The following is a 14,806-nucleotide window of genomic DNA, read 5'->3' as shown; positions in this document are numbered from 1 at the left end:
GAAGGAGACGCCTTGTCAGCAAATTCGGAGCAGTCCGCAACCACCGTGCCGGGATCAACGCAGTCACTTGCAGCCGCGGGCACCCGCCCGCTCAGCAAAGTGCTGATCGCCAACCGCGGAGAAATTGCGGTGCGCATCATCCGCGCCGCCCGCGATGAGGGCATCGCCTMGGTGGCCGTGTACGCCGATCCTGACCGCGACGCGCTGCACGCCCGGCTCGCCGACGAGGCTTACGCGCTGGGTGGCAACACCGCCGCGGAGTCCTACCTCGTGATGGACAAGATCATCGACGTCGCCCGCCGGTCCGGCGCGGACGCCATCCACCCGGGGTACGGCTTCCTGGCCGAAAACGCCGACTTCGCCGCGAAGGTGATCGACGCCGGCATCACGTGGATCGGGCCCTCCCCCGAGGMGATCTCGGCCCTGGGCGACAAGGTCCAGGCCCGCCACATCGCCGAGAAGGTCGGCGCCCCGCAGGTTCCCGGGACCGCCGATCCCGTGGCGTCCGCCGAGGAAATCCTCGACTTCGTGGACAAGTTCGGCCTGCCGGTCGCCATCAAGGCGGCCTTCGGCGGCGGCGGCCGCGGCATCAAGGTGGCCCGCACCCGCGAGGAAATCCCCGAACTTTTCGAATCCGCCGTGCGCGAGGCCACCGCCGCCTTCGGCCGCGGCGAGTGCTTMATTGAGCGCTTCCTGGACGCCCCGAGGCACGTCGAAACCCAGTGCCTCGCCGACGCCTACGGCAACGTTGTGGTCGTCTCCACCCGCGACTGCTCGCTCCAGCGCCGCAACCAGAAGCTCGTCGAGGAGGCCCCGGCCCCCTTCCTGACGGAGGAGCAGAACCGGCGCCTCTACGAATCGTCCAAGGCCATCCTGAAAGAGGCCGGCTACCTCGGCGCGGGCACGTGCGAGTTCCTCGTCGGCCAGGACGGCACCATCTCCTTCCTTGAGGTCAACACCCGCCTTCAGGTCGAGCACTGTGTCTCCGAGGAGGTCACCGGGATCGACCTCGTGCGCGAACAGTTCCGGCTGGCCCGCGGCGAGGAGCTCGGCTACGGGGACCCGGAAGTCCGCGGCCACTCGATCGAATTCCGCATCACCGGCGAGGACCCGGGACGGAACTTCATGCCCGCCCCCGGCACCATCACCACGCTCAAGAACCCGACCGGCCCCGGTGTCCGCATCGATTCCGGCGTGGAGCAGGGCGATGTCATCAGCGGCAACTTCGACTCCATGCTCTCCAAGCTGATCGTCACCGGCGCCACCCGCACCCAGGCCCTGCAGCGGTCCCGGCGCGCGCTCGAGGAGATGGTGGTGGAAGGCATCCCCACCGTCATCCCGTTCGACCTCGCGGTGGTTTCCAACCCGGACTTCGCACCGGCCGAGGGCCCCTTCAAGGTCCACACCCGCTGGATCGAGACGGCCTTCGTCAACGACATTCCCGCCTGGGCCCCCACCGGCACCGAGGCTGAAGCGGCCGACGCCGGCGACCGCCAGCGCGTCGTCGTCGAGGTCGGCGGCAAGCGCCTGGAAGTCGTCCTGCCCGCATCACTCGGCTCGGTCAGCACCACGGCCGGCGCCAAGCCGGCCAAGGCCAAGAAACGCCTCCGCAGCGGCGGCGCAGCCGTGGCCGCGAGCGGCAACGCGCTGACCTCTCCCATGCAGGGCACCATCGTGAAGGTGKCCGTCGCCGAGGGCGACGYCGTCGCCGAAGGCGATCTCGTCGTCGTGCTCGAAGCGATGAAGATGGAGCAGCCGCTCACCGCGCACCGCGCCGGCATCGTCATCGGCCTCTCCGCCGMTGCCGGCGAGACGGTCTCCGCCGGCGCCATCATCGCCCTGATCGAGGACGGCGCGGCCGAGTAGCTTCGGCCCTTAGCATCCCCCGGGCGGGACGCRGGCGCGCCTMTGGCGCCCCTGCGTCCMGCCCGTGCAAACTTGGTCTGTGAAGCCATTTCTGCTCCTCGCCTCCCGCGCCGAGGACGAGGCCGCCGAGGACGAATACCGGGCCTACCTGCGCTACGGCGGACTGGAACCCGGGCAGCTGCACCGCGTCCGGATGGAAGCCGGACCGCTGCTTGAGCTGGAGCTGTCGCGCTACTCCGGAGTGATTGTGGGCGGAAGCCCGTTCACCTCGAGCGACCCTTCAGAGCATAAGACCGACACCCAGCACCGGGTGGAGCGCGAGCTCGCCGCGCTGCTGGACAGKGTCGTCGCTGAGGATTTCCCGTTCCTGGGCGCCTGCTACGGGGTGGGCACGTTGGGCCGGCACCAGGGCGCCGTGATCGACCGGACGTACGGCGAAGGCCTGGGCGGCGTCACCATCAAGCTGACGGAGGATGGGCTCGTGGATCCCCTCCTGCGCGGGCTGCCGGAGAGCTTCACGGCCTTCACCGGCCACAAGGAAGCCTGCACCGTCCTGCCTGCCCACGCGGTGCTCCTGGCCAGCTCGGCCGCCTGCCCTGTGCACATGTTCCGGATCAAGACCAACCTCTACGCCACCCAGTTCCATCCTGAGCTCGACGCCGAGGGGCTGATCACCCGGATCGACATCTACCGCCATGCCGGATACTTCCCGCCGGAATCGGCCGAGATGCTGATGGAAGACGCCCGGCAGTTCGCGGCCACCGAACCGATGAAAATCCTCCGGAACTTCGTCGAGCGCTACGCGAGCTAGTCCCGCCGGCAGTCACCAGAAACGGACCGACGAGAAGTGCCGGACGCGGAAATGCCCGGCGTGTTCAGCGAACACGCCGGGCATTTCCGTCAGCAGCAGGTCTGCAGGGTCAGGCTACGTTGTTCTCGTAGTCAAGGTCCCGGGTTTCCTTGCTCACGAACAGGGCGATCAATGTCAGCACGGCCATGGAGGCGAGGTAGACGCCCACCAGCACGGTGCTGCCGCCCGMCAGTTCCCAGAGCCAGAYGGCGATGAACGGAGCCACAGCCGCGCCAAGGATGCTGGAGACGTTGTAGCTGATCGCGGAGCCGGTGTAGCGGACGTTGGTCGGGAACAACTCCGGCAGGAGCGCGCCCATGGGGCCGAACGTCAGGCCCATAAGCGAGAAGCCGATGACCAGCAGTGCCATGGCGCCCACGAAGCCGGCGCTGAACAGCGGAACGAACAGCAGGCCGAAGGCGAGGATGCCGAAGGTCACTGCGATCAGCATCTTGCGGCGGCCGAATTTCTCGGCCAGCGGGCCGGAGACCAGCGTGAAGATGCCGAAGAACACGACGCCGGCGATCAGCATCCAGAGGAAGTCGTTCCGGGTGTAGCCAAGACCCGGCACGAACGCCGCCGCGGCGGCATCGGTCATCGGCTTGCCGGCCTTTACGGCGGCGGCCTTCGCCGCGTCCAGGCTGGCCGCCCGGGTGCCATAGGTCAACGTGAATGTGGTCATCAGGTAGAAGAGCACGTAGGTGGCGAGCATGATKAACGTGCCGAGGATCAGCGGGCGCCAGCTGGTCTTGAAGACCCGTGCCAGCGGCAGCTTGGCGACCTCTTTGGATTCGAGGACCTTGGTGAAGGCGGGGGTTTCGATCAGCTTGAGCCGGACGTAGAGGCCGATGATCACCATCACGGCGCTGGCCAGGAACGGCACGCGCCAGCCCCACGCCTCGAATGCCGCCGGGGTCAGGGTGTAGCTGAAGATCAGGAAGATCACGTTGGCGATGATGAAGCCGATGGGCGCACCCAGCTGCGGGAACGTGCCGTAGATGGCACGCTTGTTTGCCGGGGCGTTCTCGGTGGCGAGCAGCGCCGCGCCGCTCCATTCCCCGCCGAGGGCCAGGCCCTGGGCGAAGCGCAACACGACGAGCAGAGCCGGGGCCCAGAAGGTCCAGCCGGGAACGGTCGCCGTCGGGAGGCAGCCGATCAGGAAGGTGGCAATGCCCATTGTCAGCAGCGAGGCCACGAGCGTGCCCTTGCGGCCGAACTTGTMACCGAAGTGGCCGAAGACGATCGAGCCGAGCGGCCGCGCGATGAACGCGACGCCKAACACGGCGAAGGATGCCAGGAGCTGCGTGGTCTCGTTCTGCCCCGGGAAGAAGAGCTTCGGGAAGACCAGCACGGCAGCGGTGGCGTACACGTAGAAGTCGTAGAACTCGACGGTGGTGCCGATCAGGCTGGCGACGATCACGCGGCCGCGCGAGTTCACCTGCTTGGCAGACCCATGCTCCGCGGAGGTTGCAGTGGAGGACATGTAGTAACGCTTTCATGATGACCGGACGGATGTTCCCCAGGGCCCGATGCCCCGGGCCGCCGGCTAGGGATTCGTATATGTCTGATAATAGTTCCCATCGTCCACCCAATGGACAAACGTTCCACTATTTGGACACTTTGGTTCGTCTCACGTGGTGGTCGTCACAGCGATTCTCACACCGTCACATAAGCCCCGATAGGCAAACGTCACAGCACGTTAATAAACCGCGACCGTCCCGGAAACGCGGCGTACCTACCGTTGAAGGACAACACCCCCCAAGGAGGTCTCCTAAGTGACTGCTGAACGCACCGCCGAAATCGGCACCGCAGATGCCGGCGCCGCCCGCACTGCCGACACCCTTACCCTCGAGCACCGGCCCGGCCGCTGGATTGCCAACTGGGATGCGGAAAACAAGGAACAGTGGGAATCGGCCGGCCGCGCGATCGCCCGTCGCAAMCTGAACTGGTCCATCTTCGCCGAGTTCMTGGGCTTCGTGGTCTGGCAGCTGTGGTCGATCGTGGTGGTCCAGCTTCCCGCCGCAGGCTTCAAGTTCTCCACCAACGAGATCTTCTGGCTGATCTMCATGCCAAGCCTCGTGGGMGCCACGCTGCGGATCCCCTACACGTTCATGGTGCCGCGCTTCGGCGGCCGCAACTGGACCATCGTCTCCGCGCTGTTGCTGCTGATTCCGACGATCGGACTGGGCCTGTGTGTCGCMAACCCGGCCACCCCGTTCGGCGTCATGCTCTTCGTGGCGGCCCTGGCCGGATTCGGCGGCGGCAACTTCGCCAGCTCGATGGCGAACATCACCTTCTTCTACCCGGCCCGGGAAAAAGGCTGGGCCCTGGGCCTGAACGCCGCCGGCGGAAACCTCGGCGCCGCCGTCGCACAGCTGGCCGTGCCGATCGCTATCACGCTGCTGGCAGCCGGCACCGTGAACCTGCCCGTCGCCGGGTTCATGTGGGTCCCGCTGATCCTGCTGGCCGCCTTCGGCGCCTGGAAGTACATGAACAACCTCACCAGCGCCAAGGGCGATGTCGCGGGTTCGCTGGCCGCGCTCAAGGAACCGCACCTGTGGATCATGGCGCTGCTGTACATCGGCACCTTCGGCTCGTTCATTGGCTTCGCCGGCGTCTTCCCCAAGCTCATCAAGGACTACTTCCCGGCATTCTCCTCGATCTCCGTCGGCACCGTGGCCCTGTCCCTGGCCTTCCTCGGCCCGCTGGTCGGTTCCCTGGCCCGCCCCTATGGCGGACGCATGGCGGACCGGATGGGCGGGGCCCGCATGACCGTCGCAGCCTTCGCCGCCATGGCCGTCATCACCCTGACCATKCTCTGGACCCTCCCCATGAAGAACTTCTGGCTCTTCCTGTTCCTGTTCCTGCTGCTGTTCACCGCGAGCGGTTTCGGGAATGGCGCCACCTACCGCATGATCCCGATCATCTTCGCCACCTCCAGCCGGGCCGCCCGCTCCGGGGCCAGCACCCACACCACCCAGCGGCTCGCGTCCTCGGCCCTCGGCCTGATMTCGGCCATCGGCGCCTACGGCGGATTCATCATCCCGCAGGTGCTCAACGCCTCCAACACCGCCAGCGGCTCCTACACCTCGGCCTTCTACGGATTCGTCGGGGCCTACGTCCTGATGCTGGCCGTCTGCTGGTTCTGCTACATCCGCAACGCCAACCGAAACGCGATGGGACACGTCTAACATGACCACCGGCGCCGACACGCACTGCCCCTACTGCGCCCTGCAGTGCGCCATGACGCTCACCACTCCAGCCGTTCTGACCCCGGCTCCCCAGCCGGGGTCAGACCCCGTTGACGCCGCGCCGGCACCCGCCGTCGCTGTGTCACCCGCAAATGCGCCTCTCCTCACTGTGACCGGCCGGGACTTCCCCACCAACCGCGGCGGCCTGTGCCGCAAGGGCTGGACCTCCGCGTCACTGCTGGACCACCCGGGCCGCGTCACGGAAYCGTTGATTAAGGACGACGACGGCGTCCACCGCCCGGTCAGCTGGGACGAGGCCGTCATGCGGATCGTCTCCGCCGTGAAGAAGGCCCGCGCCGAACACGGAGCGGACGCCGTCGGAGTCTTCGGCGGCGGCGGCCTTACCAATGAGAAGGCCTACCAGCTCGGCAAATTCGCCAGGCTGGCCCTGGGCACCTMACGGATCGACTACAACGGACGGTTCTGCATGTCCTCCGCGGCCGCGGCCGGCATGCGCGCCTTCGGCCTGGACCGCGGGCTGCCGTTCCCGCTGGCGGACCTCGACGCCGCCAGCACCATCCTGATGCTCGGCTCCAACGTCGCCGAGACCATGCCGCCCTTCGTCCAGCACCTGCAGGGCGCGCGCGACGCCGGCGGGCTGATCGTCGTCGACCCCCGGCGCTCCGCCACCGCCGCGTTTACCTCCGACGGCGGCGGTCTGCACCTGCAGCCCCTGCCGGGCACCGACCTCGCCCTCCTCCTGGGCATCTCCCACGTGGTGATCCACGAGGGACTGGCCGACKCCGCGTTCATCGCGGAACGGACCGCCGGCTACGACGCCGTGGTCCGCAGCGTCGGAAGCTTCTGGCCGGAACGGGTCCAGTCGATCACCGGCGTCCCGGCCGGGCTGATCCGCGACACCGCCCGCAGGCTGGCCGACGGCGCCCGCAAGGGCGGCAGCTACATCCTCACCGGCCGCGGCGTCGAACAGCACGTCGACGGCACTGACACTGCCACGGCCGCCATCAACCTCTCGCTCCTGCTGGGGCTGCCGGGCTCCGCGCGCAGCGGCTACGGCACGCTCACCGGCCAGGGCAACGGCCAGGGCGGCCGTGAACACGGCCAGAAGGCCGATCAGCTCCCCGGCTACCGGAAGATCACCGACCCCGCCGCCCGCGCCTACATCGCGAAGGTGTGGGGCGTGCCCGAGACCCTGATCCCCGGCCCCGGCCTCCCCGCCGTCCAGCTCCTGAAGTCCCTCGGACAGCCCGACGGCGTCCGGTGCCTCTTCGTGCACGGCGCCAACGTGGCGGTCTCCGCCCCGGATGCCAACGCCGTGATCGAGGGCCTGCGCAGCCTGGACTTCCTCGTGGTGTGCGATTTCTTCCTCTCCGAGACCGCCGCCGAGGCGGACCTGATCCTGCCCGTGACGCAGTGGGCCGAGGAAGAGGGAACCCTCACCAACCTCGAAGGCCGCGTGCTCCGCCGCCGCCGGGCCCTCACTCCCCCGCCCGGTGTCCGCAGCGAGCTGTGGATCATGACCCGGCTGGCCGAGMTCCTGCATGCGCCCTCCACCTTCAGTGAGGACCCGGAGACCGTGTTCGAGGAACTCCGGCTCGCGTCCTCGGGCGGCCTGGCCGACTACTCCGGAATCGACTACGCGATGCTGGACCGCGGCGAGGCCGCCTACTGGCCGTACCCGTCGGGTGGCACCGGCACCCCGCGACTCTTCCTGGAGGCTTTTGCCCATGCGGACGGGCGGGCCGTGTTCACGGCGGTGACGCCCCGACGTCGTTCTGTTTCTCGGGACTCCGCGCCCGCTTCCACGGCGGACCGTGGCAGCAAGCCGATGACGCTGATCACCGGCCGCCTCATGGAGCACTACCAGTCCGGGGCGCAGACCCGCCGGGTGGCCGCGCTGGTGGAGGCCCGGCCGGAGGCGCGACTGCAGCTGCACCCCGCCGCGGCCGCCGCCCAGGGCATCGCCGACGGCGACTACGTCTCGATTTCCAACGAKCGCGGCGAGGTCAGCTGCCGTGCCGAGCTCAGCACGGACATCCGCCCGGAGACGGTGTTCCTGCCGTTCCACTTCCCGGAACTCGAGAGCGCCAACCGGCTCACCGAGGCGGCCACGGACCCCATTTCCGGGATGCCTGAGTTCAAGACCAGCAAAGTGTGGATTCGCCCGGCAGTGTCCGGGGACAGCCCGGCCGATGATCACAGCGGTGTTCAAGCCCGCGTTCTTCAAGCAGAGGAGACCTCATGACTGAGCGGATTGTGGTGGTGGGCTTCGGCCCTGTCGCCGCGCGGCTGATCGACGCGCTGCTGCCTGCCGTGCGCAGCGGCATCGCGCACCTGACGGTAGTCGGCGAAGAGTCCGAGGCCGCGTACAACCGTGTCCTCGTGGCGGATCTCGGCGTCGGCCGGACCACGCAGGCCGCCCTGGCCCTCGCTGACCCGGCCGCGCTGGTGGCCGACGGCGTCGACGTCCGGCTGGGCGTCCGCGTCCGGCGCGTGGACCGCGCCCGCCAACAGGTTGTCCTCACCGACGGCACCACCCCGGGCTACGACCGCTTGGTCTTCGCCACCGGTTCCCGGCCGGTCATCCCGAACCTCACCGGGCTCAACCCGGACCCGGCCGCCCCGGTGCTGCCGCCTGGCGTGACGGCCCTGCGCGATCTCCGCGACGCGTCCGTGCTCCACTCGGCGGTGGCCGGTGGCAAGCGCGTGGTGGTCCTGGGCGGCGGCGTCCTGGGCCTGGAGACCGCACTGGCCGCRGCCGAGGAAGGCGCCACGGTCACCGTGGTGCACAACGGCCCGCATCCCCTGGGCCGGAACATCGACCGCGGCGGCGGCGMCGTGCTCGCGGCTTCGCTGCGGAACTGCGGCGTGCGCGTGGCCGGCAACGCCCGCTCCACCGGCGTCGAGCACAACGCCCCCGACGGCGGCTTTTCCGCGCTGCTGCTCGATGACGGTTCCGCGATCGACGGCGACCTCCTCGTCCTCTCCTGCGGCGTCCGGCCGCGGACCGAACTGGCCGAAGGCTGCGGACTCTCCACGGCCACCGGAATCCTGGTGGACCACAAGCTCCGCGCCCACCACGAGCCCCACATCTTTGCGATCGGCGACTGCTCAGAGGTCCGCTGCCCGGACCCCGAATGCGTGGAATGCCGCACCGCGCGCGGCCCGTCCGGACTGGTGGGCCCGGGCTGGCGGCAGGCAGAATGGCTCGCCGAATATCTGACCTTGCTGGCCTCCGGCGCTCCTGCCGAGGCGGAAGCTTTGCCGGCGCTTGCGGCGGAGCTGCCGGGCGTGATCGTGCTCAAGGCCCGCGGCATGAACATGGCCGTGGCCGGGGACGTGTCCGCCGAACCGTGGGACGAGGAAGCCCTCACCGCGGGAGCAGTGAACGGCCGCGCCCGGCTGCAGATTGCCCAGTGGGCCGATCCGGAGCACGGCCGCTACGTGAAGATGACCACCCGCGCCGGGGTCTTGGAGGGGCTGGTCGCCGTGGGGATGCCCCGCACCTCGGCGGAGCTCGTGCAGCTCTTCGAGCGCGGCGCCGAGCTCCCGGCAGACCGTTCGCTGCTGCTGCGCCTGGACGGTCCGGATCAGCTCGCCTCGCCGGGAGCCGCCGACCCGGCCCGGACGGTCTGCCGGTGCGCCGGCGTCAGCRGATCGGCTATTGCCGCCGCGGCCTCCGATGGCTGCTCCACGGTGCCTGAGGTTTCCGCGGCGACCCGTGCCGGCACGGGCTGCGGCGGCTGCCACGACGACATCAAGGGAATCATCGAGGCCCACTTTCAGGGGGCGGCTGCCTGAGGGCGGGAACGACGTCACGCTTTGAAGGCGCAAAAGGCCACCATGGCGGCGAACTTTATCCGCGCTTTATCCGCGCGGTTTCCGCCATCGGTGCCCGTGAGGCATCGCTGGACCGGGCTATGGTTCTGCCGCCCCGGAGGCCGGCTCGGCGGGGTTTACTGCGCTGCGCTGTCGAACGTCTTCTGCCACTGGGCATGCTCGCGGCCGGCGTCCAGCCGGCGGCTGGCAGTCCACCTGGGCAGATAGTCCGGCGCTGGCAGCTCGCGGGCAGGCTTCAGCGCGGGCACAGGCCTGGGCTGGACAGGCTTGGCCACGTGCCGGGTCTGAACGGGCTTCCGACGGTAGCCCGGCGCCGGGTCGGCCACCGTCCAGTTGATCACGGCGCGCAAAAGGATCACGAGCACCCAAAGAGCGAGCCCCGCCACGATGTATTGCCAAAACAAGACCAGTAGCACGATCGCCAATAGCACGAAAATGAACATAACGCCACTATTACACATGCGACACGCCCCGAGATAGGGGTTTTGCTCCCTGATCGCCCGCACGGGAGTTGTCGGCCACGCCACGGAAGCCCCGACATTGTTCAGACACACTGCGGTACCGGCGCAACGATGCGTTCGCTCTGAAAGGCGGACGCGCTGAGCATCCKGCCAAGAGACGACTCTCCGTCTCAGGAGCCATTTCCGACAACCATTCCCTACMGGCAAACAGAACTCTTGTTCGTGCGACAGCGGTACGGGCAGTGGCACTTGCCGGCGGGAAGCGGCACGCTTCGTTATCCGGCGCTAGTTGGATTAAACTGGGTGCACTAAACCCCTTCGAGGACTGGTTGCCCGTGGAGACGATATTCTTCCTGGTCGTAATTCTCATCGCAGTGTGGATCCTGCTCGGCCTCTTTCTGAGACTCAAGAAGAGAACCCGCCGCAAGGGCTCCAGTTACTACGTACCCACCTTCAAAGCCAACTTCGACACATGGGAGAGCAAATGGACCATGGACCGAAAGCTGCAGGAGAGATGGGATAAGGCACAGTGGCAGCAGGAGTTTAACCGTCCGTAGAGCCGGCCGGCCTACTTGAAGCCGGCGGTCACCATTCCCCGAATAGGAACATCAATGCCGCCGGATGCTGTGAAGCGCCTTCATGAACGCACGGATCACCCTGCGGACGAGGTGCATCCCATCCCACTCCCGGTATAGTGCGTCCGGCCGGACTGCGGGGCGGGCCAAGCTGCCACACACGGTACGGCTGTTCCATGCCGCTTTGGGTTGAACAATAATCGGGAAGCCCCGACTTCAGTGCGACCAGTCCGGAGCAACCGGGCCCCAGCGAAGCGGGCCTTTCTCCCCTTGGCAAAGCCGCTGGGGCAGGAATCCAATGGACGTAAGCCCCGTTCGTCTGCAGKAGGCATCCCATGAACGTTCCGGTCATTTTGGCGCTCGGCGCGATTGTTGTGGTCGCCGTCGTGATGGGTGTTGTGTTTGCACGTGAAAAGGATCCACAGCGGCGCGCCACGGCGCTGACACGGACCGGGGCGGCCGTCATGGCCGTGTTCACGGTCCTCGCGGGAATCTTCATCGGTGGTGACGCCATGCAGGATCCCGGCGGAACGGCGGGAACGCTGATAACGCTCGCCTGGGTGGTGCCAATGCTCATCCTCGCGGCAGCGGCGTGGCTCTGGCCGGCGGTGACCTCTCCCCTGCTGCTCGCCCTGTCCTCCGCCTTCATTGCGGCCTGCATCTGGCTCGCCTTCGACCCGGCGGCCCTGCGCAGCTTCCTCAGTGACAACGGACCTGTCATAGCCGTCAGCGTCGTCGCGCTGGCATTCCCGGCCGCCGTCCTCGGCCTGAAACGCACCGCGCTGGCCGGCTGGCTGCTCGTAGCGCTGGGCGTGCTGCCGCTCCTGATCACGCTCATCGCACGGTCCGGGCCGCTGGCATCGCTCACCGCGGCCAGCGTCGTCCCCCTGATCKCGGGAATCAGCTACCTTGCCGCGGTCCGGATGACGCACGGCAGCGCGACGTCAGAGCATCCCMGGGCAGCCGCCACCTAGAACCCGGCAAGCCCGGCCGCGTAACGCGAATCGGGCCAGGAACAAACGGCAGGTAGCATCGGGGGCATGAGCGCCGACGACGACGACATCACCGAAGAACTGCTGGCCGACGCCGGGAAACTCACCGGGCTGAGCTTGGAACTACTCGGACTCGATCCGCACCCGGACGACATGACGGCCGAACAGCGGCTCCAGTTCGATCCCGAAGACCTGGACGAAATGGCCGCCGTCCCGCCGGAGGACCGTCAGAAAGCCGTGMGCCAGACGCGCCTGCTGGCCGGACTCCTGTGGAATTCGTCGAGCATCCTCATTGACCAACTGTTCCGCGATCTCGGAACGCTCGGCACCCTGGACGTTGTCACGCCGGCCGATATCGCCGGGACCTCGGCCCTGTCCTCGCTGCCGCCGCAGTTCGCGGCCAGCTACGACGCGAAGTTCACCCAGAAATTCATCGTCGTCGCCGCAGATGTCACCGCATCCCTGGTCCGGGGCTGGATTGCGCCGGGCTGCCTCGCCGCCGAGCTCGCCGTCCGCTGCCTCCTCGACCAGGCCGAAATCACCGAGGACATCTACGAACTGGACCTTCCGGAGGACTGGCGGGCCGACGTCGAGGAGGTCCTCCTGGAGGACGCGGACAGCGACGCGCTCTACCCCGACGACGCCGCCGACAGCCAGGACCGTGCCGACGCCGACACCAGTAGTCTGGCGTTCGATCGGTGGTTCAGGCCCTTCGCGCCCGGCGACGCTGTTCCGCCCTACGCCCGCTCCTGAGCCCTACGCTTTAACAAAGTCCTACTTCTGACTGCCCAGCTTGGCCAGCCACGCCAGGTAGTCCTCCGTGAAGCGCTGGACGCCGTCCCACTCCGTGTAGACGTAGTCACGGTTGGTGTCCGTGTCCGGGGAGCCTTTGTCGCTGGCGATCTTCTTCATCATGTGCTTCTTGATGAACCCGTAGTGGCTGTAGAGCAGCGCGCCGGCGAACAATCCGACGTGCGAGGGCCGCCAGCCCGTGTCCTCCTMGAACTTCGCCACGTAGCTCTCCGCGTTCTCCTMGTCTCCGTGGGCGGCGAGGCTCACCGAGACCAGCGCGGAGGGCAACCGTTCGAGCTCGGCGCKGTTCTTCTTGACGAAGTCCTTGACGTGCCCCTCGTGCTTGCCCATGTGAACCGAGGCCGCCACGATCACGCCGTCGCAGCCGCCCGGAAGGGTGTCACCGGAATGTTTGAGGTCCGCCGTCTCTGCCTGGTGCCCGTGCGCCCGGATCAGTTCGGCCATGTAATCGGCGATCTGTGCTGTCTGTCCTTCAACGGTCCCGTACGGGATATAGATGTTGGCCATGTTCCATGGTGTCAGCGCCGGGCCGCGTCGCGACACGGCCGAAGGTCCCCGGGGGCCAGGCGCGCACGCACTCTTGGCGACGGCGCTCCGGACGCCACAACCGTTGAGGCCAGAACCCCCTTGACGGCAGCGGCCCGCCGACGTGAGATGGACGAAGGCACGGTCCGGTTCGGATTCGACCGGYCGGTCCAGAAGCATGACCCCCACGACGAAAGGACAGGACGTGTCCCTGCTCGACTCCGCCCTCTGGGAGGGCAATATCCACCTCAACGGCTGGCGGCCAGGCCGCGGCGGGATCGGCGACGCCGTCGAACCCGCAACCGGCGAGACGCTGGGCCACTACGGCGTGGCCTCAGTGGAGGATGTCCGCGAAGCCGCTGCCGTCGCCGCGGCAGCGCAGAAGGACTGGGCCGCCCGCAACCCGGAGGACCGCGCCGCGGTGCTGCGCCGCGCCGGACAGCTCTGGGAGGAACACGCCGCGGAAATCGGCGACTGGATCGTCCGCGAATCGGGGGGCATCCCGCCCAAGGCCGGGCTGGAAACCCACATCGCGGCCAACGAATGCTACGACGCCTCGGCGCTGCCCTCGCTCCCTGCCGGCGACGTGCTGACCTCGAACGAGAACCGCTGGTCCTTCGCCCGGCGACGCCCGGTCGGTGTCGTCTCGGTGATCGCGCCGTTCAACTTCCCGCTCATCCTCTCGATCCGTGCCGTCGCCCCGGCCTTGGCCCTCGGCAACGCCGTGCTGCTCAAGCCTGACCCGCGCACGGCGGTCTGCGGCGGCGTCACCCTGGTCCGGGTGTTCGAGGAGGCCGGGCTTCCGCCGGGCCTGCTGTCGCTGCTGCCGGGCGGTGCCGAGATCGGCGCGGCCGTCGTCGAGGCGCCCGAGGTCCGCGTCATCGCCTTCACGGGGTCGACGGCGGCAGGACGCAAGGTGGGCGAAGCCGCCGGTCGGCTGCTCAAGCGCGCCCACCTGGAACTCGGCGGGAACAACGCAATGATCGTTCTGCCCGGCGTCGACCTCCCCAAGGCGGTCTCGGCCGCCGCGTTTGGCTCCTTCATGCACCAAGGCCAGATCTGCATGGCGTCCGGCCGGCACATCGTGCACGAGGACATCTATGAGGACTACGTCAGCGCCCTTGCMGAGAAGGCCAGCCATTTGCCGGTGGGCGATCCTAAGAGCGGAAAGGTGGCACTGGKCCCGGTGATCGATGAGAAGCAGCTTCACCGCGTGGACACGATCGTCCAGGATGCGGTGCAGGGCGGCGCGCGGCTGGCTGCCGGCGGCAGCCACGACGGCCGCTTCTACCGGCCCACCGTGCTCGCGGACCTCGATCTCGCCAGCCCGGCGTGGAAGGACGAAATCTTCGGCCCCGTGGCGCCGGTGATGAAGTTCTCCACCCTGGACGAGGCCGTGGCCCTGGCCAACGACAACGAATACGGGCTCTCCATCGGTATTCTCGGCGACGTCGGCATGGCCATGACGATCGCCGACCGGCTCGACTCCGGCAAGGTCCACATCAACKAACAGACCGTATCCGACGAGGCCAACTCGCCCTTCGGCGGGGTCAAGAATTCGKGCAACGGCTCGCGGATCGGCGGGCATCACGCCAACATGGAATCCTTCACGGAAATCCAGTGGCTGACCGTTCGGCCGGATATCGCACCGTACCCCTTCTAAAGGAGAAAG

12 protein-coding genes are annotated in these 14,806 nt (G+C 67.9%); 9 read left to right on the top strand and 3 right to left on the bottom strand.

All coding sequences use genetic code 11. The features are described from left to right. Positions 1 to 12 precede the first annotated feature (12 nt). On the top strand, positions 13 to 1,866 hold the full coding sequence (locus tag AC1DBQ_RS01570) for an acetyl/propionyl/methylcrotonyl-CoA carboxylase subunit alpha (protein WP_476926816.1): 1,854 nt from the start codon (positions 13 to 15) through the stop codon (positions 1,864 to 1,866). A gap of 79 nt (positions 1,867 to 1,945) precedes the next feature. Beyond that, on the top strand, positions 1,946 to 2,677 hold the full coding sequence (locus AC1DBQ_RS01565) for a glutamine amidotransferase (protein WP_476926815.1): 732 nt from the start codon (positions 1,946 to 1,948) through the stop codon (positions 2,675 to 2,677). A gap of 109 nt (positions 2,678 to 2,786) precedes the next feature. On the opposite strand, the gene AC1DBQ_RS01560 is transcribed toward AC1DBQ_RS01565, so the two are convergent. Continuing rightward, positions 2,787 to 4,199 carry an MFS transporter gene (locus AC1DBQ_RS01560; RefSeq protein ID WP_476926814.1) on the bottom strand — a complete coding sequence of 471 codons (1,413 nt, stop codon included), beginning with the start codon at positions 4,197 to 4,199 and terminating at the stop codon, positions 2,787 to 2,789. 316 nt (positions 4,200 to 4,515) lie between these two features. Between AC1DBQ_RS01560 and AC1DBQ_RS01555 the strand changes: the two genes are divergently transcribed. The 3 genes from AC1DBQ_RS01555 to AC1DBQ_RS01545 are packed head-to-tail and all read left to right on the top strand — an operon-like array spanning position 4,516 to position 9,729. Further along, entirely contained in the window at positions 4,516 to 5,907 is a 1,392-nt protein-coding gene (locus AC1DBQ_RS01555) for an MFS transporter (protein WP_476926847.1), read from the top strand. 1 nt (position 5,908) lies between these two features. Continuing rightward, a complete protein-coding gene (locus AC1DBQ_RS01550) occupies positions 5,909 to 8,173 on the top strand; it encodes a molybdopterin oxidoreductase family protein (protein WP_476926813.1) in 2,265 nt (754 codons plus the stop codon). Continuing rightward, positions 8,170 to 9,729 carry an FAD-dependent oxidoreductase gene (locus AC1DBQ_RS01545; RefSeq protein ID WP_476926812.1) on the top strand — a complete coding sequence of 520 codons (1,560 nt, stop codon included), beginning with the start codon at positions 8,170 to 8,172 and terminating at the stop codon, positions 9,727 to 9,729. The genes AC1DBQ_RS01550 and AC1DBQ_RS01545 overlap by 4 nt, the downstream gene beginning before the upstream one ends. Before the next feature lie 155 nt (positions 9,730 to 9,884). Here AC1DBQ_RS01545 and AC1DBQ_RS01540 read toward each other — a convergent pair whose 3' ends face one another. Beyond that, positions 9,885 to 10,211, bottom strand: a complete 327-nt coding sequence (locus AC1DBQ_RS01540) for a hypothetical protein (RefSeq protein ID WP_476926811.1) — start codon at positions 10,209 to 10,211, stop codon at positions 9,885 to 9,887. A 353-nt stretch (positions 10,212 to 10,564) separates the two neighbouring features. On the opposite strand from AC1DBQ_RS01540, the gene AC1DBQ_RS01535 reads away from it, so the two are divergent. From AC1DBQ_RS01535 to AC1DBQ_RS01525, 3 genes are all read left to right on the top strand, one after another. Further along, positions 10,565 to 10,786, top strand: coding sequence for a hypothetical protein (locus AC1DBQ_RS01535; RefSeq protein ID WP_476926810.1), 222 nt, complete (start codon positions 10,565 to 10,567; stop codon positions 10,784 to 10,786). Between the two features lie 353 nt (positions 10,787 to 11,139). After that, positions 11,140 to 11,778, top strand: coding sequence for a hypothetical protein (locus AC1DBQ_RS01530; protein ID WP_476926809.1), 639 nt, complete (start codon positions 11,140 to 11,142; stop codon positions 11,776 to 11,778). Between the two features lie 66 nt (positions 11,779 to 11,844). Beyond that, positions 11,845 to 12,549 carry a hypothetical protein gene (locus AC1DBQ_RS01525; RefSeq protein ID WP_476926808.1) on the top strand — a complete coding sequence of 235 codons (705 nt, stop codon included), beginning with the start codon at positions 11,845 to 11,847 and terminating at the stop codon, positions 12,547 to 12,549. Between the two features lie 21 nt (positions 12,550 to 12,570). Here AC1DBQ_RS01525 and AC1DBQ_RS01520 read toward each other — a convergent pair whose 3' ends face one another. Continuing rightward, on the bottom strand, positions 12,571 to 13,116 hold the full coding sequence (locus AC1DBQ_RS01520) for a flavodoxin domain-containing protein (RefSeq protein ID WP_476926807.1): 546 nt from the start codon (positions 13,114 to 13,116) through the stop codon (positions 12,571 to 12,573). A gap of 223 nt (positions 13,117 to 13,339) precedes the next feature. Between AC1DBQ_RS01520 and AC1DBQ_RS01515 the strand changes: the two genes are divergently transcribed. Next, positions 13,340 to 14,797 (top strand): aldehyde dehydrogenase family protein, encoded by a 1,458-nt coding sequence (locus AC1DBQ_RS01515; RefSeq protein WP_476926806.1) that lies wholly within the window; start codon positions 13,340 to 13,342, stop codon positions 14,795 to 14,797. The last annotated feature ends 9 nt before the right edge of the window (positions 14,798 to 14,806 follow it).

Source organism: Arthrobacter sp. 10T413_2, assembly GCF_056394205.1.
The sequence above is the reverse complement of the archived record's forward strand: the minus strand, read 5'-3'. Positions and strand labels throughout refer to the sequence as shown.